Annotated in this window: 17 protein-coding genes; 10 read left to right on the top strand and 7 right to left on the bottom strand. The window is 50.3% G+C overall.

Annotation, left to right across the window (positions count from 1 at the left end; all coding sequences use genetic code 11):
* Positions 1–35: 35 nt before the first annotated feature.
* Positions 36–476, top strand: coding sequence for a GNAT family N-acetyltransferase (locus AC6IB1_RS16290; RefSeq protein ID WP_497567507.1), 441 nt, complete (start codon positions 36–38; stop codon positions 474–476).
* A 225-nt stretch (positions 477–701) separates the two neighbouring features.
* On the opposite strand, the gene elbB is transcribed toward AC6IB1_RS16290, so the two are convergent.
* Positions 702–1,352, bottom strand: coding sequence for an isoprenoid biosynthesis glyoxalase ElbB (gene elbB, locus AC6IB1_RS16285; RefSeq protein WP_497567506.1), 651 nt, complete (start codon positions 1,350–1,352; stop codon positions 702–704).
* Positions 1,353–1,880: 528 nt separating this feature from the next.
* Here elbB and polA point away from each other — a divergent pair.
* Positions 1,881–4,676 carry a DNA polymerase I gene (gene polA, locus AC6IB1_RS16280; RefSeq protein ID WP_497567505.1) on the top strand — a complete coding sequence of 932 codons (2,796 nt, stop codon included), beginning with the start codon at positions 1,881–1,883 and terminating at the stop codon, positions 4,674–4,676.
* A 207-nt stretch (positions 4,677–4,883) separates the two neighbouring features.
* Positions 4,884–4,931, top strand: coding sequence for a small protein SpfP (gene spfP / locus AC6IB1_RS16275; RefSeq protein WP_438356882.1), 48 nt, complete (start codon positions 4,884–4,886; stop codon positions 4,929–4,931).
* A 598-nt stretch (positions 4,932–5,529) separates the two neighbouring features.
* Here spfP and yihA read toward each other — a convergent pair.
* On the bottom strand, positions 5,530–6,183 hold the full coding sequence (gene yihA, locus AC6IB1_RS16270) for a ribosome biogenesis GTP-binding protein YihA/YsxC (protein ID WP_497567504.1): 654 nt from the start codon (positions 6,181–6,183) through the stop codon (positions 5,530–5,532).
* Positions 6,184–6,332: 149 nt separating this feature from the next.
* Between yihA and AC6IB1_RS16265 the strand changes: the two genes are divergently transcribed.
* The 5 genes from AC6IB1_RS16265 (at position 6,333) to hemN (ending at position 10,817) form a co-directional block, all read left to right on the top strand.
* Positions 6,333–6,950 carry a c-type cytochrome gene (locus AC6IB1_RS16265; protein ID WP_497567503.1) on the top strand — a complete coding sequence of 206 codons (618 nt, stop codon included), beginning with the start codon at positions 6,333–6,335 and terminating at the stop codon, positions 6,948–6,950.
* A gap of 675 nt (positions 6,951–7,625) precedes the next feature.
* Positions 7,626–8,273 carry a class I SAM-dependent methyltransferase gene (locus AC6IB1_RS16260; protein ID WP_497567502.1) on the top strand — a complete coding sequence of 216 codons (648 nt, stop codon included), beginning with the start codon at positions 7,626–7,628 and terminating at the stop codon, positions 8,271–8,273.
* The gene (gene yihI, locus AC6IB1_RS16255) at positions 8,270–8,812 is read left to right on the top strand and encodes a Der GTPase-activating protein YihI (RefSeq protein WP_497567501.1); all 543 of its coding nucleotides are present in this window, start codon (positions 8,270–8,272) and stop codon (positions 8,810–8,812) included. Before AC6IB1_RS16260 ends, yihI begins: the two co-directional genes overlap by 4 nt.
* A complete protein-coding gene (locus AC6IB1_RS16250; protein WP_497567500.1) occupies positions 8,813–9,310 on the top strand; it encodes a DUF2489 domain-containing protein in 498 nt (165 codons plus the stop codon). It begins immediately after the preceding gene.
* A 133-nt stretch (positions 9,311–9,443) separates the two neighbouring features.
* The gene (gene hemN / locus AC6IB1_RS16245; RefSeq protein ID WP_497567499.1) at positions 9,444–10,817 is read left to right on the top strand and encodes an oxygen-independent coproporphyrinogen III oxidase; all 1,374 of its coding nucleotides are present in this window, start codon (positions 9,444–9,446) and stop codon (positions 10,815–10,817) included.
* Between the two features lie 200 nt (positions 10,818–11,017).
* On the opposite strand, the gene add is transcribed toward hemN, so the two are convergent.
* Entirely contained in the window at positions 11,018–12,022 is a 1,005-nt protein-coding gene (gene add / locus AC6IB1_RS16240; RefSeq protein WP_497567498.1) for an adenosine deaminase, read from the bottom strand.
* A gap of 176 nt (positions 12,023–12,198) precedes the next feature.
* Here add and AC6IB1_RS16235 point away from each other — a divergent pair, with 176 nt between their 5' ends.
* Positions 12,199–13,620, top strand: a complete 1,422-nt coding sequence (locus AC6IB1_RS16235; RefSeq protein ID WP_497567121.1) for an IS1182 family transposase — start codon at positions 12,199–12,201, stop codon at positions 13,618–13,620.
* A 165-nt stretch (positions 13,621–13,785) separates the two neighbouring features.
* On the opposite strand, the gene glnG is transcribed toward AC6IB1_RS16235, so the two are convergent.
* The 4 genes from glnG to glnA all read right to left on the bottom strand — a co-directional run bounded on the left by glnG (position 13,786) and on the right by glnA (position 18,467).
* Entirely contained in the window at positions 13,786–15,192 is a 1,407-nt protein-coding gene (gene glnG, locus AC6IB1_RS16230; RefSeq protein WP_497567497.1) for a nitrogen regulation protein NR(I), read from the bottom strand.
* A 10-nt stretch (positions 15,193–15,202) separates the two neighbouring features.
* Positions 15,203–16,249, bottom strand: coding sequence for a nitrogen regulation protein NR(II) (gene glnL, locus AC6IB1_RS16225; RefSeq protein ID WP_497567496.1), 1,047 nt, complete (start codon positions 16,247–16,249; stop codon positions 15,203–15,205).
* 121 nt (positions 16,250–16,370) lie between these two features.
* Positions 16,371–16,931: a DUF4124 domain-containing protein gene (locus tag AC6IB1_RS16220; protein WP_497567495.1), complete on the bottom strand. Its 561-nt coding sequence runs from the start codon at positions 16,929–16,931 to the stop codon at positions 16,371–16,373.
* A gap of 126 nt (positions 16,932–17,057) precedes the next feature.
* Positions 17,058–18,467 (bottom strand): glutamate--ammonia ligase, encoded by a 1,410-nt coding sequence (gene glnA / locus AC6IB1_RS16215; RefSeq protein ID WP_005500910.1) that lies wholly within the window; start codon positions 18,465–18,467, stop codon positions 17,058–17,060.
* Positions 18,468–19,081: 614 nt separating this feature from the next.
* Between glnA and typA the strand changes: the two genes are divergently transcribed.
* Positions 19,082–20,911, top strand: a complete 1,830-nt coding sequence (gene typA, locus AC6IB1_RS16210; protein WP_497567494.1) for a translational GTPase TypA — start codon at positions 19,082–19,084, stop codon at positions 20,909–20,911.
* The last annotated feature ends 7 nt before the right edge of the window (positions 20,912–20,918 follow it).

The following is a 20,918-nucleotide window of genomic DNA, read 5'->3' as shown; positions in this document are numbered from 1 at the left end:
GGCGTTCCGGCGCGAACCATTTTAAGGACAACCCCATGATTATTCGGGAAGGGACATTGGCTGAGGCCGTGAGCGTGCTTGGCCAGATAGAAGAATTTGCCCGTCAGGAAACACAGGATTCCATCAAAAAACGTCTCGGTGACAAACCTTCGCTAATACTGGTGGCAGAGATTGAGGGTGAGCTCTGTGGTGTCAAAATTGGCTACCAACTGGATGAAACGTGTTTTTACAGTTGGCTGGGAGGTGTGACCCAGTCAGGCCGTCGCCGTGGCATCGCGCAGGCACTGTTAAATACCCAAGAGCAATGGGTAGCAAAACATGGCTATACCAGCCTGCGTGTAAAATCACGCAACTGCTTCGCCGGTATGCTGTGCTTGCTGTTGAGTAACCATTACCAGATTGAGCATCTGGAGAAAAAAGAAACCTTGGCGCAATATCGCCTTCATTTTGTGAAAAAGATCACACCTGTTGAATAAAGACAAAAAATAAACAAAATATCGCTTGTCAAATAATAATGAGAATGATTATTATTTGAATTGTTCAAAGGCAAGTAAGGAGCTTGCTGCTGGACACACGACATTGCTCACATTGCTTCCAGTATATGTTTTTGCATAAGACTGTTTATATTTCGCAGTCATACCTGATGCAGGCGACGCCTCTCCCGAAGCGTCGCTTTTTTCTTTCTTGTCTTCCAGGTTTGTCTAAGCCAGTTCAACCAGCTTGGTTACCAGTTTGCTGATCCCGGCGTTGGCTTCGCTGATAGACGTCGCCAGCATATAGGCAGGCGTAGATAACAGGCGACGGCTCTGGTCGAGTACAAAATCATCAACCGGACAGTCAATATGCTCACCTCCCATGGCGTTAAATGCCTGGGCAACGTGTGGATCGTTGCCAATCGTGCCTTTGGCGCCTGGGCCATACACTTTAGGGATAAGCACAGGGGATATGCAGATATAACCCGCTGGTTTTTCCGCATTGGCGAAGGCTTTACACACTCTCAGCACCTCTTCTTCAATCTCCATCTCACCGCCCGCGGTAGCGAACGAGCTGAGATTCTTCGCAACGCCAAATCCGCCCGGCAACAGCAGGGCGTCAAACTCGTTGACATTGAGCGTTGACAGGGGGTGGATATTACCACGGGCAATGCGCGCCGCTTCCTGTAACACGTTGCGTGTGTCGCCAGAGGTTTCTCCGTCAGCATGGTTAATCACATGGTGTTGTTGAATATCTGGCGCGAAGCAGTGCCAGCTGGCCCCGGCCTGTTCAATCGCCAGCAGGGCCAATACAGATTCATGAATTTCTGCCCCATCGTAAACACCACACCCAGCCAGAATGACTGCCACTTTTTTCATAAATGTGTCCTCATCATCGTTTCCCAGACAGACGATAGCCTGAAATCCAGTCTGTTTGTTGGTTCAATCCAGAGTAGTTTATGTACAAATTGGTGGTGATTTGAATCTAACCGGATCACATCATCACACATCTGCATCTAATAATTGTTCTGGATAACGCGATCAATAGATGAATTTCTTTTTCCACAATCGATGATCAACGATCGATCCTGATCATGATCAATGACTTAGGTTTAACTATATAAATTTAAAAGAATTAAATTATTTTTTCGAGAGTGTATTGAAACCGACTTACAGCAGTAAAAATAAATACCAACAAACTTATCCACAACGATATTGGCGTAATACCTTGTGTATGAGGTTTATTCACAAGGTACTTAAGAGAGAGCAGAAAGCAGTTGAAAGGGAAATAAAACCCAAGCGTTTATCTTGGTCTTTCTGTCCTTTGCCTTGAAATCTCGGGTTAACAGTTTTGGGAAGTCATGGCATCCTAACCCATCAATCATTTACCGGTTAGCTTATAACGTTATGGCGACGACTCCTGATAACCCGTTGATCCTGGTCGACGGCTCTTCGTATCTTTACCGCGCGTACCACGCTTCTCCCAACCTGACCAATGCCAAAGGCGAACCGACCGGGGCGGTTTATGGCGTGGTCAATATGCTACGCAGTCTGGTGAAGCAGTATCCACAATCGCACGTGGCAGTCATTTTTGATGCCAAAGGCAAAACATTCCGTGATGACATGTATGCGGAATATAAAGCGCATCGTCCACCGATGCCGGATGATCTGCGTAGCCAGATTGCGCCGCTGCATGAGATCATTGAAGCCATGGGTTTCCCCATGCTGGTGATCGAAGGGGTTGAGGCCGACGATGTGATTGGTACCCTTGCTGTGCAGGGGTCGAAAGCCGGTATGCCTATCCTTATCAGCACCGGTGACAAGGATATGGCGCAGCTGGTAGATGACAACATTACCCTGATCAACACCATGACCAATGTCATCATGACCCCGCAGGGTGTGCACGACAAATACGGTTTTGGGCCTGAGCACATCATCGATTATCTGGCGCTGATGGGTGACAAAGTGGATAACATCCCAGGCGTGCCGGGTGTAGGAGAGAAAACGGCCACTGCCCTGATTGCTGGCATCGGTGGTCTTGATGATATCTATGCCAATCTCGACAAGATCGCCGATCTTGGTTTCCATGGTTCAAAAACCATGGCCAAGAAGCTCGAAGAGAACAAAGAAAATGCCTATCTCTCTTACCAGCTTGCCACTATCAAGCTGGATTGTGAGCTGCCGTTCAAACCAGAAGAACTGACCAACCGTGAGCCGGATAATGAAAAACTGGTGGCGTTGTTCACTGAGTTGAATTTCAAACGCTGGCTGGCCGAAGCACAAAATGGCGGTGCCGGTGTGACAGCCTTGTCAGAAAAAGCGGCTTCTGGCGCAACTGCAGCAAAATCCGCCGAAAAAGCTGATGTAGTGTTTGAAGCGGCAGCAATCGACCGCAGCCAGTACGACACTATCCTGACTGAAGAAGCGTTCCAGCGCTGGATGGAAAAGCTGAAAAACGCGGATGTGGTGGCGTTTGATACGGAAACTGACAGCCTGGATTATATGGAAGCCAACCTGGTCGGTGTCTCTTTTGCGGTTGCAGAAGGTGAGGCGGCTTACCTGCCTCTGGCCCACGACTATCTGGATGCCCCGAAACAACTCGACCGGGATTGGGTGCTGGCAGAAATAAAACCATGGCTGGAAGATGCCGGTGCGCTGAAAGTCGGCCAGAACCTGAAATATGATGCGAGTGTATTGGCCCGTTATGACATCGCAATGCGCGGTATTGCTTACGATACCATGCTGGAATCCTACGTGTTCAACAGTGTGGCCGGTAAGCATGATATGGACAGTCTGGCGCTTCGCTACCTGCAACATAAGTGCATCAGCTTTGAAGAGATTGCCGGCAAAGGCAAAAAGCAGCTGACTTTCAACCAGATTGAGCTGGAGCAGGCTGCCCCTTACGCGGCAGAAGATGCGGATGTGACGCTGCGTTTGCACAATGCCTTGATGGCACAACTCAACAATGACGAAAAACTGAAAGTCATTTTCGAGCAATATGAAATGCCACTGGTGCCGGTGCTTTCGCGCATGGAGCGCCATGGGGTTTTGATCAGCGCTGAAATGCTGGCGCAGCAATCCCAGGAAATCGCGGTGCGTTTGGATGTGCTTGAAAAAGAAGTGTTTGAGTTGGCCGGAGAGGAGTTCAACCTAAGCTCACCGAAACAGCTTCAGGTGATTTTGTTTGAAAAGATGGGCCTGCCTGTTATCAAGAAGACACCGTCAGGCACGCCATCAACCAACGAAGAAGTGCTTCAGGAATTGGCACTTGATTACCCACTGCCAAAACGTATTTTGGAATACCGTGGCCTGGCGAAACTGAAATCCACGTACACCGACAAACTGCCGAAGATGGTCAAACCGGCCACTGGCCGCGTACATACGTCTTACCATCAGGCGGTGACAGCAACCGGTCGTCTATCATCAACCGATCCTAATTTGCAGAATATCCCCATCCGCAACGAAGAAGGGCGCCGCATCCGTCAGGCCTTTATTGCGCCAGAGGGCAAAACCATTTTGGCTGTCGACTATTCGCAAATCGAACTGCGTATCATGGCGCATCTGTCCGGTGATGAAGCCCTGATTGACGCATTCCGTCACGGCAAGGATATCCACGCAGCGACAGCGGCAGAAGTGATGGGCATTGATATCAGTGATGTCACCCCGGAAATGCGCCGCCGGGCCAAAGCCATCAACTTTGGCCTGATTTACGGCATGAGTGCGTTTGGCCTCGCCAAGCAACTGGGTATTCCCCGTGGTGAAGCGCAGCAATACATGGAACGCTACTTTGAACGTTATCCGGGCGTGCGCCAGTATATGGAAAACACCCGTCTCCAGGCCGCTGAGCAGGGATACGTAGAGACTATCTTTGGTCGCCGCCTGCATTTGCCTGAAATCAAATCCAGTAATGCGATGCGCCGTAAAGGTGCTGAGCGTGCGGCAATCAATGCGCCGATGCAAGGAACAGCTGCTGATATCATTAAACGCGCTATGATTCTGGTGGATGCATGGATACAGCAACAACCAGAAGGCCGGGTTGCCTTGATCATGCAAGTACATGATGAACTGGTGTTGGAAGTGGATACCGAACACCTTTCTGATGTTGAGCAACAAGTGTGTAAGCTGATGGAATCGGCGGCATTACTTGAAGTCCCCTTGGTTGCAGACTCCGGAAGTGGGGAAAACTGGGACCAGGCCCATTAAATCTGGCTGGTTAAAGCCATTTTCCCACAGGTATACTTATATTCTATAGAAAAAAAAGCCTGTATTTACAGGCTTTTTTATTCATAAAATGAAACTGTATGCGTATATGAAATGTTCATTTTATAAATTGATGAAAAAAAACTACGTAAGGGGTTTTCTTCATCGATCATTTGATATACAGTAACAGTCGTAGGGTACAGAGGTAAGATGTTCTATCTTTCAGACCTTTTGTTTCACGTTATTGGATTTAGCTGATTCAGCAGCCCCGGTTGACAATTGTTGGCCGGGGCATTTTTTATTGGGATTTTTCTACACTCGCTTACGTCTTGAGTATTTCAATTAAATCCAGTTAATACAGCATGTTGAGTTTGTATTGTCTATGAGGACTATTTTCATTATATCATTTTAGAGTAATTACTTTAATTTGGTGAGATTGATATTATAATGACCACTGCTTCTTGTTCTTGATGTGCTAGGGGGGCTGTATTGCACCTTACGACAGGCTCCCCCCACATTCTTTCTGACCGGATTGAGATCTCATTCCGGTCTTTTTTATCTCACTCATTCTGTAATTCAATTCCAAAAATATTGGTGCTTAAAAACATATCGCATGTTTGATTTTTCTTTATGAAAAATAAGTTTTGTGAATGTTTTTAAACATAATAAAAATCAATATGTTGAATGAGTAATAACTCTGGCTGACGGTTAATTCAGGCAAATCTAACGATGGTTTTCAGCATGGGAACTTGCAGGGTGGGGGAAATTCGTTGACACTAATTCTATAACGATTAAAAAACCTCCTATTTCTCTCCCGTTACCCCACCTGCATGGTGGGGTCTTTATTTTTACAATGTTATTGATTGTCTTGTACGCTGTTGTCCTGGGCGTCTTCGATAACAGGCTGCGCTGGATGATACCAGGAATCCAGCTTCTGACGGAGTTTGTCGACGCCGATGCCCTTGAGTGAAGAGAACAGCTCAACCTCTACATCGCCGCCAAAATCTTTTGCTGCTTCACGCACCTTCAGCAGCTCCGCTTTCCGTGCCCCGCTTTTCAGCTTGTCGCATTTGGTCAGCAGTGCCAGCACTGGAAGTTTGCAATCCACCGCCCAGAAAATTAAATCCTGATCCAGCTCTTTGAGTGGATGGCGGATATCCATCAGTACCACCAGACCTTTGAGTTGATCACGTTTTTGCAAATACTCACCGAGTGATTTTTGCCATTTCTTTTTCATTTCCAGAGGCACTTGTGCATAACCGTAACCTGGCAGGTCAACGATGTGACAACCTTCGTCCACTTTAAACAAGTTGATCAATTGTGTGCGCCCCGGCGTTTTACTGGTTTTAACCAGGTTTTTTTGATCACAAAGCCGGTTAATTGAACTAGATTTACCTGCATTGGAGCGACCTGCAAACGCGACTTCAATTCCGGTATCCGGTGGTAAATGCCGGATATCTGGGGCACTGGTAATAAAGTGGGTCTTTCGATAGTTGAGTGAAGGATTCACTGTTAACTCCGTCTCGACTTTATGTAGTCGACTGATTACTTTTATGTGAAATTGTGTAAAATGACCGTGCTCGGTTTTTGCTCGATAATTGTATCATGATGGCGTGGGCATCGTGGTATTGGAAGCTTGATAATTATAAATGGAATGTCATGAAGATATTAGCGCTACTACTCACTTTATTCGCAAGCTTTACTGCCTTTGCTCAAGGCAATGCAGAAGCAGGTAAAGCAAAATCAGTTACTTGTGCCGCATGCCATGGTGCCGATGGTAACAGCGTCATTCCCGCCAACCCAACTCTGGCAGGCCAACATGAAAAATACCTTCTAAAACAGCTTAAAGAGTTCAAGCTGGGTATGACTACTGGTGGTGAACAGGGACGGAACAACGCGATAATGGCGGGTATGGTGGCTGCACTTTCGGAGCAGGACATGGCAGATTTGGCAGCGTTTTACGCATCTCAGACAGCAAAACCAGGTTCTACACCGGAATCTGCTATCGAAATAGGCGAAGCGCTTTATCTTGCTGGAAACCAAGAGAGAGGCATTGCAGCCTGTATAGCATGTCATGGCCCGCGTGGAAACGGCACCTCGCTATCAGGTTTCCCTAAAGTTTCCGGTCAACATGCTGATTACGTGAAGGCACAGTTGACGGCATTTCGTGATGGTCAGCGTAACAATGATCTCAATGGCATGATGCGCATTGTGGCAGCCAAACTGTCTGACAAAGAAATCGATGCGATTTCTAAATATGTGGGTGGTCTACACTAACAGCAGGTTGTGCAATAGAAAATGCATTCCGCAAGTGTATAAAAAGGTAGCGTTGGTTACCTTTTTTCGTTTCGGATTCGCTATTTTTCCTATCCCTTTTGTAAGCGTTCGACTATTGCACTCACAGACAGTAGATGAAAAATTTGCCGGATTTTTGTTCTTTGTCTTATTTTTCAAAAAGATAAATATTTGGTGTGGCAATGGTCTGTTTAAATTGTGAATAGCAGCCTGTTTTGAACTCGGTGAAAGCGTATACTTAATTCTGTCAGCAGGAGAATGACAGGGAAAAGGACCATCAGGACGATGACGCAGGGTTGCGGCAGGATTCAAATGGAGTTTGGCTGGGATAAGCCTTGGTAACCAGGAAGTTATATCGTCAGGAAGACGTATTGTGTGAAGGATTCACACGAGTATGGACCCTCTTCAGGAAGGAAGTCAGGACACACACCAGGACGGTGATGAAGACAGGACGTTACGAGTTAAACGCTCAAATAAAAATGGCAGGACGCCCAGGCACAAACGGACCTTTGTTCACCGGGAAGTGGTGTTACTGTTAGGGATGAAAACGGTAAATCCGTTCATTAGAACGCTATAGAGCGATAGGCTGTGCCTGTCGCTTTTTTCTTATTCAACTTTCTGCTACATTTCCGCCATTCAATTTGGTGTGAACTCCCCATGTCCCTTGAGTGCCCTCTTTGTGAATCAGCAGATATCACTGATTTCGAGCAGGATAAACGTCGCCGTTACTTCCGTTGCCAGCGTTGCTCACTGGTCTTTGCTGACCCCAACAGCCTGTTATCTGCTGAAGAAGAGAAGGCGATTTATAATCAGCATGAAAATGTGGTGGACGACCCAGGTTACCGACACTTTCTGAGCCGTATCGTGACGCCGCTTGGTGAAAAACTCGGGGATGTACCTTTGCAGGGGTTAGACTTTGGATGTGGCCCTGGCCCAGCACTGGCAGCCATGCTGCGGGAGGCTGGTCATGACATGGCGATCTTCGATCCCTATTTCTTTCCGGACGACGGGGTGTTGGAAAGGACCTATGACTTTGTTACCTGCACCGAAGCGATTGAACATTTTTACTTGCCTCACAGGGAATGGAGACAATTACTGGGCCTGGTCAGGCCGGGAGGCTGGTTAGCCATCATGACCAAGCTTGTTATCGATGCCGATGCATTTAAACGTTGGCATTACAAAAATGACCCAACCCACGTGAGTTTTTTCAGTCGCGAAACGTTCTGCTTTTTGGCCGAACGTGATGGTCTTGACGTGGACTTTGTTGGTAACGACGTAATTTTACTGAGGAAGAAAAACGAATGACCCGCAAGAAAAAAGCCCGCAAAGTTGGCTCTGAAGGTCCAGCACAATACAAAGAAAAAGCGCTGAGCAAAGAAGACATTGCCGCACTGGCCCGCAAACGCAAGAACAAACGCAAAGGGCTGAAAGCCGGCTCACGCCATTCTGAGGGTAAAACCGCACAACAGCGTCAGGCGCAGGCTCAGCGTGATCCGCGTCTTGGCAGCAAAAAGCCGGTTCCCCTGGTGGTGGAGACCAAGCCACATCCGAAATCAGCAGAAGGCAAAAAGGCCCGTCGCCTGAGTGCAGAGCAAGAACTGGAGATGCTGGAAAATGATGCACAACTGAATGTGCTTCTGGACCGTATTGAGAACGGGGAAAGCCTTGGCGCCGGTCTACAACAGTATGTTGATGAGAAACTGGACCGCATTGAGGTACTGATGAAACAGCTTGGCCTGCTTGACGAGGATGAGCCGGAAGAAGAAGCCCCGAACAAAAACAAGCGCCGTGGCGATGACGATCTGCTGGCGGAGTTTGAAAACCTCAAATTTGAACAGGAGTAAGTGTTGGAGACTCTTCCTACCGGTGTTGTAGCACTGGGTGTTGCAATTATTCTCGGACTTGCAGCGTATGCCGGCTGGTTGCTGTCGAAGCTTCGTCAGCAAACCCATATGCAGGAAAAGGCGATGGAGACGGCGATTAAACAACGCAATGAGAAGATCATTGAAAGTGTTGATGTCATTGCTATGGCAACCCTGCAAGAGCAGTGTGACCTGTCAGAGGCTGCAATTCGCCTCTATATGATCATGGATCACCTTCAGGGAGAAAAACGTGTGGAATTTCCAGAGCGCTTCCCTGCGCTGTATGAGCTCTATAACGTGGTAAAAGACATGCCGCGCGGCGATGATCGTAAGAAAATCGAAAAGCGCGAGCGCATGCGCCATGATATGGAACGCCTGAAGGCAGAAGCCCGATTGCAACAGGCCATTCATACTGAGCTTGAGGAAATCCTTGCGTTTACCGGTGCCAAAATGACACCGGTACATACCCTGTCGAGCTGAGTATTCAGTTTCAGGGTAAGATCTGACCAACACTTTTCCCGCTTATTGTGCGGGAATCATTCTTAGCAGCCGGAGAGTGTGGCAGTATTACATTGCTACCATCGTCCGGTTGTTTATTTTGGCGGGAACACACATGTCTAAGCAGCAAATTATCTGGGATCAGGCACTGATTGAGAAGTACAACTACTCAGGGCCACGTTATACCTCTTACCCCACCGCACTGGAATTCCATGAGGTCTTTACCGCGGCCGAGTTTGACATGGCGTGTACCCAGTACCCAGACCGCAACCTGTCACTGTATGTGCATATCCCATTTTGCCATACCCTTTGCTACTACTGTGGTTGCAACAAGGTGATCACCCGGCATGCGCACAAGGCTGACCAGTACCTCGATGCCTTGGAGCTGGAAATCCGCCAGCGTGCATTCCTGCTGGGTGACAGAAATGTCACCCAGTTGCACTGGGGCGGCGGGACACCCACTTTCCTGAGCAAAGCGCAAATCTCCCGCCTGATGTCTCTGTTGCGTGAAGAGTTCCGCCTTAATGCCGATGCCGAAATCAGTATTGAAGTCGATCCGCGTGAAATTGAACTCGATATGCTGGATCACCTGCGCAGCGAGGGGTTCAACCGCCTGAGTATCGGTGTGCAGGATTTTGACAAGACAGTACAAAAAGCGGTGAACCGGGAGCAGGACGAGGCATTTATTAAGGCCATGGTGGAACGTGCCAAGGCGCTTGGTTTCCGCTCTACCAACCTCGATTTGATTTATGGCCTGCCACACCAGAACAGTGAGACCTTTGCCAAAACACTGGAACAGGTGCTGACCATGCAGCCGGGCCGTTTGTCTGTATTTAACTATGCCCACCTGCCTCAGCTTTTTGCTGCGCAGCGCAAGATCAAAGAGGTCGATTTACCATCACCTCAGGAAAAGCTGGCGATGTTGGAACAGACCATCAATACCCTGACAGGTGCAGGCTACCAGTTTATCGGTATGGATCACTTCGCCCTGCCAGATGATGAGCTGGCGGTGGCGCAGCGTGAAGGTGTCCTGCATCGTAACTTCCAGGGGTACACCACCCAGGGCGATTGTGATTTGTTGGGATTGGGTGTGTCAGCAATTTCTATGATTGGTGACTGCTACGCCCAGAACCAGAAAGAGCTGAAAAAGTACTACCATCAGGTCGACGAGCAACGTCATGCACTTTGGAAAGGGGTGATGCTGGACGGCGATGATCTGCTTCGCCGTGAAGTGATTAAGTCACTTATCTGTAATTTCACGCTCAACAAGCGCGCCATTGAACAAGCGTTTGACCTCAGCTTTGACAGCTATTTTGCTGAAGATCTGTCATTGCTGCAGTGCTTTGTTGATGACGGCCTGGTAACAGTGGATGACGATACCATTCAGGTGACCCTGAAAGGGCGTCTGTTGATCCGCAACATTTGTATGTGCTTTGACACCTACCTGCGTGACAGGGCGCGCCAGCAACAATTTTCCCGGGTGATTTAACCCTCTGCCCAGATGACCAAAATGAAAAAAGCCGCATCTTGCGGCTTTTTTCATGGCTGGGAGTTAGGCACCGCTGCCGATGCTGAAAATGGCCAGCACCACAGCCAGTGCTGCTGCGGCCAGTTGTCCTGGGCTTGCGGCAACCAATTCATTTGCGGTAAAAAATACGTCGAACATGATACTTTTATTCGTATGGCTGATTAACTACGAGCTGCTGCTTTGGCTTTCAGCTCGGCTTTGTCGCTGTCAGACAGGAATGCGATTTCTATTCCATTCGTCTGAAGCTGGGTGATTTGTGCTTGGCTCAGGCCTGCCTGTGGTGCCGCAACTTCGTATTCGTAAGGCAGTTCGATACCGGACACTGCAGGGTCGTCAGTGTTCAGGGTGGCCAGGATACCTTCCGCCAGAAACGCCTTCACCGGGTGCGCTTCCAGTGAGGCTACGGTACTGGTCTGCATGTTCGAGGTCAGGCATGACTCAATACCGATGCGGTTTTTTGCCAGATGTTCCATCAGAGATGGGTCTTCAATGGCTTTCACGCCGTGGCCTATACGGGTTGCGCCCAGCTCGTTAATTGCCTGCCACATGCTTTCTGCACCGGCGGCTTCACCGGCATGGACAGTCACATTCAGGTCCGCTTTACGCACTTTGGCAAAGTGTTCCTTGAACTGATGCCCCGGTTGACCCAGTTCATCACCGGCTAAATCAATCGCGACCAGATACTCTTTCAGTGCCAGCAGTGCATCCAGCTCCTGCATGCAGGCATCGATGCCAAATGTGCGGCTCATGATACCGATAAGGTTGGTTTTTACACCAAAATCCCGGCTTCCTGCCTGAACGCCGTCAATCACGGCTTCCACCACGCCTTGTATTGGCAATTGGTGTTTCATTGCCATGTAATAGGGGGAGAAGCGCAGTTCCGCATAATCAATGCGCGCGTTGAGGGCATCTTCTACGTTCTCGTACGCGACGCGGCGTACCGCATCCAGATCGCCCAGTACCGCGACACCCCAATCCAGTTTGGACAGGAAGCCAACCAAATCCGGTTCGCTAGACATGACCTGAACATGTGGGCGCAGAGCAACAATGGTATCCGCAGGAAGTGACATACCGAATGCCTGACCCAGCTCCAAAATGGTGTTAATGCGAATATTGCCATCAAGGTGACGGTGAAGATCCGTCAAAGGAAGGTGGGTTGCGATCATGTGAATATCCTTAAATCAACTTTTGGCAAGTATAAGGGCTATTAATAGACGCGTCAGTAGGGGGAAATAGGGAAACCGCCTAAAAAGGCGGTTTCAGACTGCTGACAAAGCCCTGGCCATTTGGCTGGGGCTTTGATCTAATAAGGGATAAGCAAATCAATCATGGATGTGGTGACATGCTTAAAGACCCTGGCCCTCAGCAATATGAATTCGAGATGGTGACACTCGAACAGTTGGTTCCCAAAAACCATCTTGTTCGCAAAATCGATGCTGCCGTCGACTTTGAGTTTATCCGCGACGAAGTCGCCCATCTCTACTGCCACAACAATGGCCGTCCTGCGATAGACCCCGTTCGCCTGTTCAAAATCCTGCTCCTAGGCTTCCTCTTCGGTGTTAAAAGTGAACGCCAGCTCGTCAAAGACATCGAGGTCAATGTCGCTTACCGCTGGTTCCTTCGCATGTCACTCACTGAAAAGGTGATTGATGCGTCCACCTTGAGCCAGAATCGCCGCCGTCGCTTCAATGATACCGACGTGTTCGAACGCATCTTCATCCGTATCGTCGAACAGGCGATGAGCAAAGGTATGGTCGAGGGACGCGTCTTGTTTACCGACAGCACTCACCTGAAAGCCAATGCCAACAAGCGTAAATACCGTAACGAACTGGTGAAACAAAACGTCAGTGCTTATGCCGAGCTGTTAGATGAAGCGGTTGACGCTGACCGTGCAGCAGAAGGAAAACGCCCACTCAAACCGAAAGATGGTCACATTGAGAAAAACACCAAAGTCAGCACCACCGACCCAGACAGCGGGTTCATGACACGGGACCAAAAACCACAGGGCTTCTTCTACCTTGACCATCGCACCGTCGACGGCAAACACGGCATCATCCTCGACACCCATGTCACGCCAGGCAATGTGAATGACGCCCAACCGTATATCGCCCGTCTGGATACCACGTTAGCGCGCTTTACGCTCTCGCCTGTTGCCGCCGGGCTTGATGCCGGTTACTTCACCGCGACTATCTGCCATGAACTGGAGCAGCGCCAAATCCTGCCGGTGATGGGATACCGCCGGCCGCACCGTACGAAGAATCCTATCAAGAAAAAGCACTTTCATTACGACAAAGAGACGGACCGCTATCTCTGTCCTCAGGGACAGGAGCTGGTTTACAAGACCACCAACCGTCAGGCATACCGCGAGTATCACTCTGACCCACAGATATGCAAAACCTGTCCGCTGCGCGATGATTGCACCAAGAGCAAGAATCACAAACGGGTGATAACCCGGCACCTGTTCGAGAAATCGGTAGAGAATGCCAATGCCTTGAGGCTGACAGCCTGGGGAAAGAAAGTGTACCGACGACGGGCAGAGACGGTGGAGCGAAGCTTCGCAGATGCCAAACAACATCATGGCCATCGCTATGCGAGGTTCCGTGGTCTGTTGAAAGTACAAATCCAATGCTGGTTGGCGGCAGCAGCGCAAAACATCAAGAAGATAGCCTTACTGGAGGCTTATCTTCGAAAAATCGGGCTCAATACACGGCAAATAGTCCAGATAGTGACGCAATTTAGCGTCTATGGGCTAAAAGCAGCCTGAACATAACAATATGGAAAAATAGCGCGATCGCGGCCTTCGGCCGCTAACAAAAGAAAACCCCGCTTGAAAAAGCGGGGTTAGTCAGCAATCTGAAACCGCCTAAAAAGGCGGTTTTGAGGTATGTGTTAACCTGTGCTGTTTAAAATGCGAACAGCGTTGGGGTTTCTAGTGCATTTGAAGTTCTTTGAGTTTGCGGGTCAAAGTATTACGTCCCCAACCCAGCAATTTCGCGGCTTCCTGTTTATGGCCCCGAGTGTGATTCAGGGCCTCACGCAGTAAAATGCGTTCAAACTCCGGCAATGCTTCCTGCAGCAGATTGTCATCGCCATTATTGAGTGAGCATCTTGCCCAGCGGGACAATGCTTGTTGCCAACTGTCACCATCACCATGGTTTTCGAGGGTTTCTGGTTGCATCAGCTCTGGCGGTAAATCTTCAGGCAAAATTTCTTTACCACTCGCCATGACGGTCAGCCAGCGACAGGTGTTTTCCAATTGGCGAACGTTCCCGGGCCAGGCGAGACCAGACATTAAGTCCAGCGTGGTCGGATGCAGGGACTTCACTTCGATATTAAGCTCATCAGAGGCACGCTTCAGGAAGTGTTTGGCCAGTTGGCCGATATCCTGACGGCGTTCACGCAGTGGTGGCAGGTGAACCCGGATCACGTTCAGGCGATGGAACAGATCTTCCCGGAAGCTGCCTTCTGCTACCAGTTTTTCCAGATTCTGGTGGGTGGCGGCGATAATACGGACATCCACGTTGATAGCCTGGTGACCACCGACGCGGTAAAACTGACCGTCTGCCAGTACGCGTAGCAGGCGGGTCTGGATATCCAGCGGCATGTCACCGATTTCATCGAGAAACAGGGTGCCGCCGTTGGCTTGTTCGAAACGCCCCTGACGGATGCTGTTGGCACCGGTAAAGGCCCCTTTTTCATGGCCGAAAAGCTCTGACTCAATCAGGTCTTTGGGAATCGCTGCCATATTCAGAGCAATAAAGGCGTTGCTGGCCCGTGGGCTGTGGCGGTGCAGGGCATGGGCAACCAGCTCTTTGCCAGTGCCGGACTCACCATTGATCAACACGGAGATGGACGAACGGGAGAGGCGACCGATGGCGCGGAACACCTCTTGCATCGAAGGGGCCTCGCCGATAATTTCTGGTGCTGCCTCCATCGTTTCTTTGGGGGAACGCTGGCGTTTTTGCTCCTGACTGTGAGCGACTGCACGTTCAACCAGCGCCACGGCTTCATCAATATCAAACGGTTTGGGCAGGTACTCAAACGCCCCTTTCTGGTAGGCGCTGACCGCAGCATCCAAATCAGAGTGGGCGGTCATAATGATCACCGGCAACATGGGGTATTCGGTTTGCAGGCGGTTTAACAGGGTAAAACCGTCAGTGCCTGGCATACGGATGTCGGAAACCAACACATCCGGCACCTCCCGGTTTAAGGCATCCAGCACGCTGTCGGCATCAGCGAAGGTTTCACAGGCGAGTCCTGCCGCGCCCAAGGTACGTTCGAGTACCCAGCGGATTGAGCTGTCATCGTCGACGACCCAGATTAATCCTTTGCTCATGTTCTCCCCTTTAGCGACGGATTGGTAACAAAATGGTGAAGGTAGTGCTGCCGGGCCAGCTATTGACATAAATTTTCCCCTGATGCTGGTCTATCAGATTGCGGGTGATGGAAAGCCCAAGTCCGGTACCGCCCGGGCGACCTGATACCATAGGGTAGAACAGGGTGTCCTGCAGTTCCGGGGCAATGCCGGGGCCGTTATCGGCAATATCAATGCGCGCTGCAAGACGGTGCCGTTTACCGTTGATCACCACCTGGTGATCGGTACGGGTGCGCAGCACAATTTCCCCGTTGGGGGTATCGGCAAGAATTTGGGCAGCATTACTCACCACGTTGAGAATGGCCTGCTCCATCTGCTCAGGATCCATGTCAATGTCCGGCAGGCTAGGGTCATAGTCACGCTCGACGGTTACGGTATCGGCACTGAGTGCCACCAACTGGCGCACTTTCTCCAGGATAACGTGAATGTTTTCTTTCTGGCGGTGACCAGGCCGTTGCGGGCCCAGAAGGCGGTCAACCAGGTTTCTCAGCCGGTCGGCCTGCTCAATAATAATGCGGGTATATTCACCAAGGCTTGGGTCTGGCAGCATCTTTTCTAACAGTTGCGCCGCACCGCGAAGGCCGCCCAGCGGGTTTTTTATTTCGTGGGCGAGACCCCGAACCAGCTCTTTGGCTGCCTGTTGCTGCGCCTGTTGCTGGAGCTCTTTACTGATTTGCTGCTGGTGCCCGATGGCCTTGATTTCAATCAGCATCGAAGGACTGCGTGCCCACATCAGGGGGCTGGCACTTAATTCCACTTTTCGCTGCCTGCCATCTACAACTAGGGTCACGTCGCTGTCGGTTAACCCTTGACCGTTTGCCAGGGTTTCCCTCACCAGAGCCAGATCGATAGAGCAATGCTGGAGTAAATCCGGAAGGGGATGCTCGAGCAAACGTCGTGTGCTCAAACAAAGCAGTTGCTCTGCTGCAGGATTGGCATAGGTCACAACAAGATCGTTGTCGAGTACCAATACTGCGGTGATCAAGTTGTCCATGACAGTTTCAGTCAGTGTGGCCACATTATCTTCCTTTGTGGTTGCACTAGTTTGGTGCAGGCTAGTTTACCTGATAGTGCGTTGTTGTGCAGTGTTGAAAAGGAGCTGCCTACAACAGCATTGCCAGATAGCGTTTCTACCCATGTTATCTGGGGCTTGGTTTAGCCGGAGGAAGGGTTTTCTTTACCTTCGCCCGGTGCAGATACACGGTCACTGAGTGGGATGCTGCAATTACCTTGCCATTTTCTAGCAGTTGCACCTTTATGGTGTGAGCTCCGCGATCGACATTTTTCAGTGTCAGGGACGCGTCTTTGGATGATGGCTGTTTTTTCCCATCCACTACTGCACGGACGGATTGGTTTTTGCCCAACGGCAGATCGGTAGAAAGGTGGAGTGTGATAGTGCCTTGGTTATGACGGACAGTGGCTTTGTCTGCCGGGGAAAGCAAGGAGACGCGACTAGCCTGTACTGGCTTCTCAGGCGTGGCTGGCATATCTGGTGCATCAGGCGCGTCCGGAGCAAAAACCTCTGGTGCATTCTGGCTTGGCAATGGCACAGTGCCGATTTCTACGTCAAGCTCCAGGCTGACAGATGGCGGTACATCGCTGAAATGTAGGGTGCCGTTTTCATCGACCCAGCGATAATAATCGCCAGCACTGGCTGTGGCAGACAGTGTTCCCATAAGAAGCATTCCGGTAATGCGCATGGTGACTCCCGAAACAGTGGATGGCGAAGATACCAGACACCTATTTTCCGTGAGGCAGACTTCCAGACAACAGAAAAAAGGCCCGCCTGTGAGCGAGCCCTTTGATTTTCTCTGAAATTCGTTGAGTTACACGGAGTAATACAATTCGAATTCCAATGGGTGAACTGCCGTGTTTACGCGTTCAACGTCCTGGGATTTCAGTGCGATGTAAGAATCGATGAAGTCATCAGAGAATACGCCGCCAGCTGTCAGGAACTCACGGTCCTCATCCAGGCATTGCAGTGCTTGCTGCAAAGACTCTGCTACTTTTGGAATCTCAGCCGCTTCTTCTGCTGGCAGGTCATACAGGTCTTTGTCCATGGCATCGCCAGGGTGAATTTTGTTCTTGATGCCATCAAGGCCTGCCATCAGCATAGCGGCGAAGCACAGGTATGGGTTTGCGGCTGGGTCACTGAAGCGAACTTCGATACGACGTGCTTTCGGGCTTGGTACCACAGGGATACGGATAGACGCAGAGCGGTTACGCGCAGAGTATGCCAGCATAACAGGGGCTTCGAAGTGAGGAACCAGACGCTTGTACGAGTTGGTTGATGGGTTCGCAAAGGCGTTGATCGCACGGGCATGCTTGATGATACCACCGATGTAGTACAACGCAGTGTCAGATAGACCGCCGTACTTGTCGCCTGCAAACAGGTTCTGGCCGTCTTTTGCCAGCGACTGGTGAACGTGCATACCAGAGCCGTTGTCACCAACCAGCGGTTTCGGCATGAAGGTTGCTGTTTTACCGAATGCGTGGGCAACGTTATGGACAACGTACTTGTAGATTTGGATCTCATCGGCTTTGGTTGTAAGGGTGTTAAAACGGGTTGCGATTTCGTTCTGACCCGCTGTCGCCACTTCGTGGTGGTGGGCTTCAACAACTAGGCCCATCTCTTCCATCACCAAACACATTGCGGAGCGGATGTCTTGTGATGAGTCAACGGGTGCAACCGGGAAGTAGCCGCCTTTCACACCGGGACGGTGGCCTTTGTTACCGCCTTCGAAATCAGCACCTGTGTTCCATGCGGCCTCAACATCATCAATCTTGAAGAAAGACCCTGACATGTCAGTAGAGAATTTCACGTCATCGAACAGGAAGAACTCTGGCTCAGGACCAATCAGAACCGTGTCGGCGATGCCGGTAGAACGCATGTAGTCTTCTGCGCGTTTGGCGATAGAACGAGGGTCACGGTCGTAGCCTTGCATCGTCGCTGGCTCAAGGATGTCACAGCGGATGTTCAAGGTTGACTCTTCTGTGAAGGGATCCAGTACAGCAGACGCTGCATCAGGCATCATCACCATGTCTGACTCGTTAATGCCTTTCCAACCTGCAACAGAAGAACCGTCGAACATTTTGCCTTCTTCGAAGAAGTCCGCATCGATCTGGTGCGCTGGGATTGAGATATGCTGCTCTTTACCTTTGGTATCGGTGAAGCGCAGGTCAACAAACTTAACTTCGTGCTCTTGGATTAAAGCGAGTACGTTTTCTACTGACATGTGAATAAACCTCCGGTGTCATGGTTCTCTAACTTGGCGAAGAAGCACCTTGCGCTTCACCAAAAATGGGTTTGACTCCACTGAAGCGAAAAGTGTGCCAATTTTAAAATCCCTGTCATGATGTGCTGTTAAACGAGAATGACATAAAAAAGTGCCATCTCATGATCACTCATGGTGCGTACGCGCACCATAATGGTGCATGCAAGGGATTGTATGCCAATCCATTCAGCAGCGGTTATGCAGTGTTGTCAACGAATGATAGTGCCTAAGAAAAAGACAATGTTGGCGCTGTGAGGTCGATCGAAAGCTGAAGAAAGAAAGGACGATGTATCGCCAACAAAGCGGTACGGATAGCCGTTTTGTTTTGCGCACTGTTGTGGCGCAAGATCTGTCCGCAGGCGGGGAAGGTTAAGGGATTGGGGGAAACTTCCCTGCCTTGCTTTTGAGTGTTGGCAAGGTGGTGGGGTCAATATAAATCGATCCCAAGTCACATATTTCGTGGGTTTTCAATAAAAATCTGGTAAATTACGGCCGGATTTTAATCAGTGGCGGTGAGCGCTTTCGGCAAAACCGGAGCTTTTGGCGGCACATCTTTTTTGAGTGAAAGAGAACCCATGTCTACTTTGCAGATAGATAAACTGAGAAACATCGCGATCATCGCGCACGTTGACCACGGTAAAACCACCCTGGTTGACAAACTGCTTCAGCAGTCTGGCACCCTGGAAACCCGTGGCGAGCACGAAGAACGCGTCATGGACTCGAACGACATCGAGAAAGAGCGTGGCATTACCATTCTGGCGAAGAACACCGCGATTAACTGGAATGATTACCGCATCAACATCGTAGATACCCCAGGGCACGCCGACTTCGGTGGTGAAGTGGAGCGTATCATGTCGATGGTTGATTCTGTGCTTCTGATCGTTGACGCCGTGGATGGTCCAATGCCGCAGACACGCTTCGTGACACAAAAAGCGTTTGCGCACGGTCTGAAGCCTATCGTTGTTATCAACAAAATCGACCGCCCAGGTGCGCGTCCTGACTGGGTGATGGATCAGGTCTTTGACTTGTTTGATAACCTGGGCGCAACCGACGAGCAACTGGACTTCCAGGTGGTTTATGCCTCAGCGCTTAACGGCTGGGCGACCTTGGAAGAAGGTGAAACCGGCGAGAACATGGAGCCGCTGTTCCAGGCGATCGTTGATAACGTATCTGCACCGGATGTGGATATTGATGGCCCACTGCAAATGCAGATCTCCCAGCTGGACTACAGCTCTTACGTAGGTGTTATCGGTGTTGGCCGTGTGACCCGTGGTTCGGTGAGACCTAACCAGCAAGTGACCATCGTGGGTGCTGACGGCAAAACCCGTAACGGCAAAGTGGGCACAGTGCTGGGTTACCTCGGCCTTGAGCGTCATGATGTTGAAGTGGCCACTGCCGGTGACATCATTGCAATCACCGGTCTGGGTGAGCTGAAAATCTCTGACACCATCTGTGACGTCAACGCCGTTGAAGCGCTGCCGGCACTGAGCGTTGATGAGCCGACTGTGACCATGACCTTCCAGGTCAACACTTCACCATTTGCAGGCAAAGAAGGTAAGTTCGTGACCTCACGTAACATCCTTGAGCGTCTGCAGAAAGAGCTGGTACACAACGTGGCCCTACGTGTGGAAGAAACTGAAGACCCGGATAAATTCCGTGTATCAGGCCGTGGTGAGCTTCACCTGTCTATCCTGATCGAAAACATGCGTCGTGAAGGCTTCGAGCTGGCGGTGTCGCGTCCTGAAGTGATTATCAAGGATGTAGACGGTGAGAAACACGAGCCGTTTGAGACTGTGACCATTGACGTACTGGAAGAACATCAGGGCGGCGTGATGGAGAAAATCGGCCTGCGTAAGGGTGAGCTGACTGACATGTCGCCAGACGGCAAAGGCCGTGTGCGCATGGACTTCATTATGCCATCTCGTGGCCTGATCGGCTTCCAGACCGAGTTTATGACTCTGACGTCTGGCTCTGGCCTGATTTACCACACGTTTGATCACTATGGTCCAATGAAGCCAGGGATGATTGGCCAGCGCCAAAACGGTGTGTTGATCTCGAATGCGACCGGTAAGGCTCTGACTTATGCGCTGTTCAACCTGCAAGAGCGTGGCCGTCTGTTCGCTGAGCACGCTGATGAAGTGTACGAAGGCCAGGTGATTGGTATTCACAGCCGCTCTAACGACCTGACAGTGAACTGTCTGAAAGGTAAGCAGCTGACCAACGTACGTGCATCCGGTACCGATGATGCGCAGGTGCTGACGCCTGCTATCAAGTTCACCCTTGAGCAGGCGCTGGAGTTTATCGATGATGACGAGCTGGTGGAAGTGACGCCACAAAGCATCCGTATCCGTAAGAAGCTGTTGACGGAAACTGACCGTAAACGCGCTAGCCGTGGCAGCAAATAACGTCCGG

The organism is Grimontia sp. THUN1695, assembly GCF_059704325.2.
Note: the sequence above shows the minus strand (reverse complement) of the source record. Positions and strands in the feature narration are given on the sequence as shown.

Bases quoted from the DNA above. Each gene is read 5' to 3' on its own strand.
- add (WP_497567498.1), bottom strand. From the start codon at position 12,022: ATGATCGCAACCCACCTTCCTTTGACGGATCTTCACCGTCACCTTGAT.
- AC6IB1_RS16290 (WP_497567507.1), top strand. From the start codon at position 36: ATGATTATTCGGGAAGGGACATTGGCTGAGGCCGTGAGCGTGCTTGGC.
- yihI (WP_497567501.1), top strand. From the start codon at position 8,270: ATGACCCGCAAGAAAAAAGCCCGCAAAGTTGGCTCTGAAGGTCCAGCA.
- typA (WP_497567494.1), top strand. From the start codon at position 19,082: ATGTCTACTTTGCAGATAGATAAACTGAGAAACATCGCGATCATCGCG.
- AC6IB1_RS16265 (WP_497567503.1), top strand. From the start codon at position 6,333: ATGAAGATATTAGCGCTACTACTCACTTTATTCGCAAGCTTTACTGCC.
- glnG (WP_497567497.1), bottom strand. From the start codon at position 15,192: ATGAGCAAAGGATTAATCTGGGTCGTCGACGATGACAGCTCAATCCGC.
- elbB (WP_497567506.1), bottom strand. From the start codon at position 1,352: ATGAAAAAAGTGGCAGTCATTCTGGCTGGGTGTGGTGTTTACGATGGG.
- AC6IB1_RS16260 (WP_497567502.1), top strand. From the start codon at position 7,626: ATGTCCCTTGAGTGCCCTCTTTGTGAATCAGCAGATATCACTGATTTC.
- polA (WP_497567505.1), top strand. From the start codon at position 1,881: ATGGCGACGACTCCTGATAACCCGTTGATCCTGGTCGACGGCTCTTCG.
- AC6IB1_RS16220 (WP_497567495.1), bottom strand. From the start codon at position 16,931: ATGCGCATTACCGGAATGCTTCTTATGGGAACACTGTCTGCCACAGCC.
- hemN (WP_497567499.1), top strand. From the start codon at position 9,444: ATGTCTAAGCAGCAAATTATCTGGGATCAGGCACTGATTGAGAAGTAC.
- AC6IB1_RS16235 (WP_497567121.1), top strand. From the start codon at position 12,199: ATGCTTAAAGACCCTGGCCCTCAGCAATATGAATTCGAGATGGTGACA.
- glnA (WP_005500910.1), bottom strand. From the start codon at position 18,467: ATGTCAGTAGAAAACGTACTCGCTTTAATCCAAGAGCACGAAGTTAAG.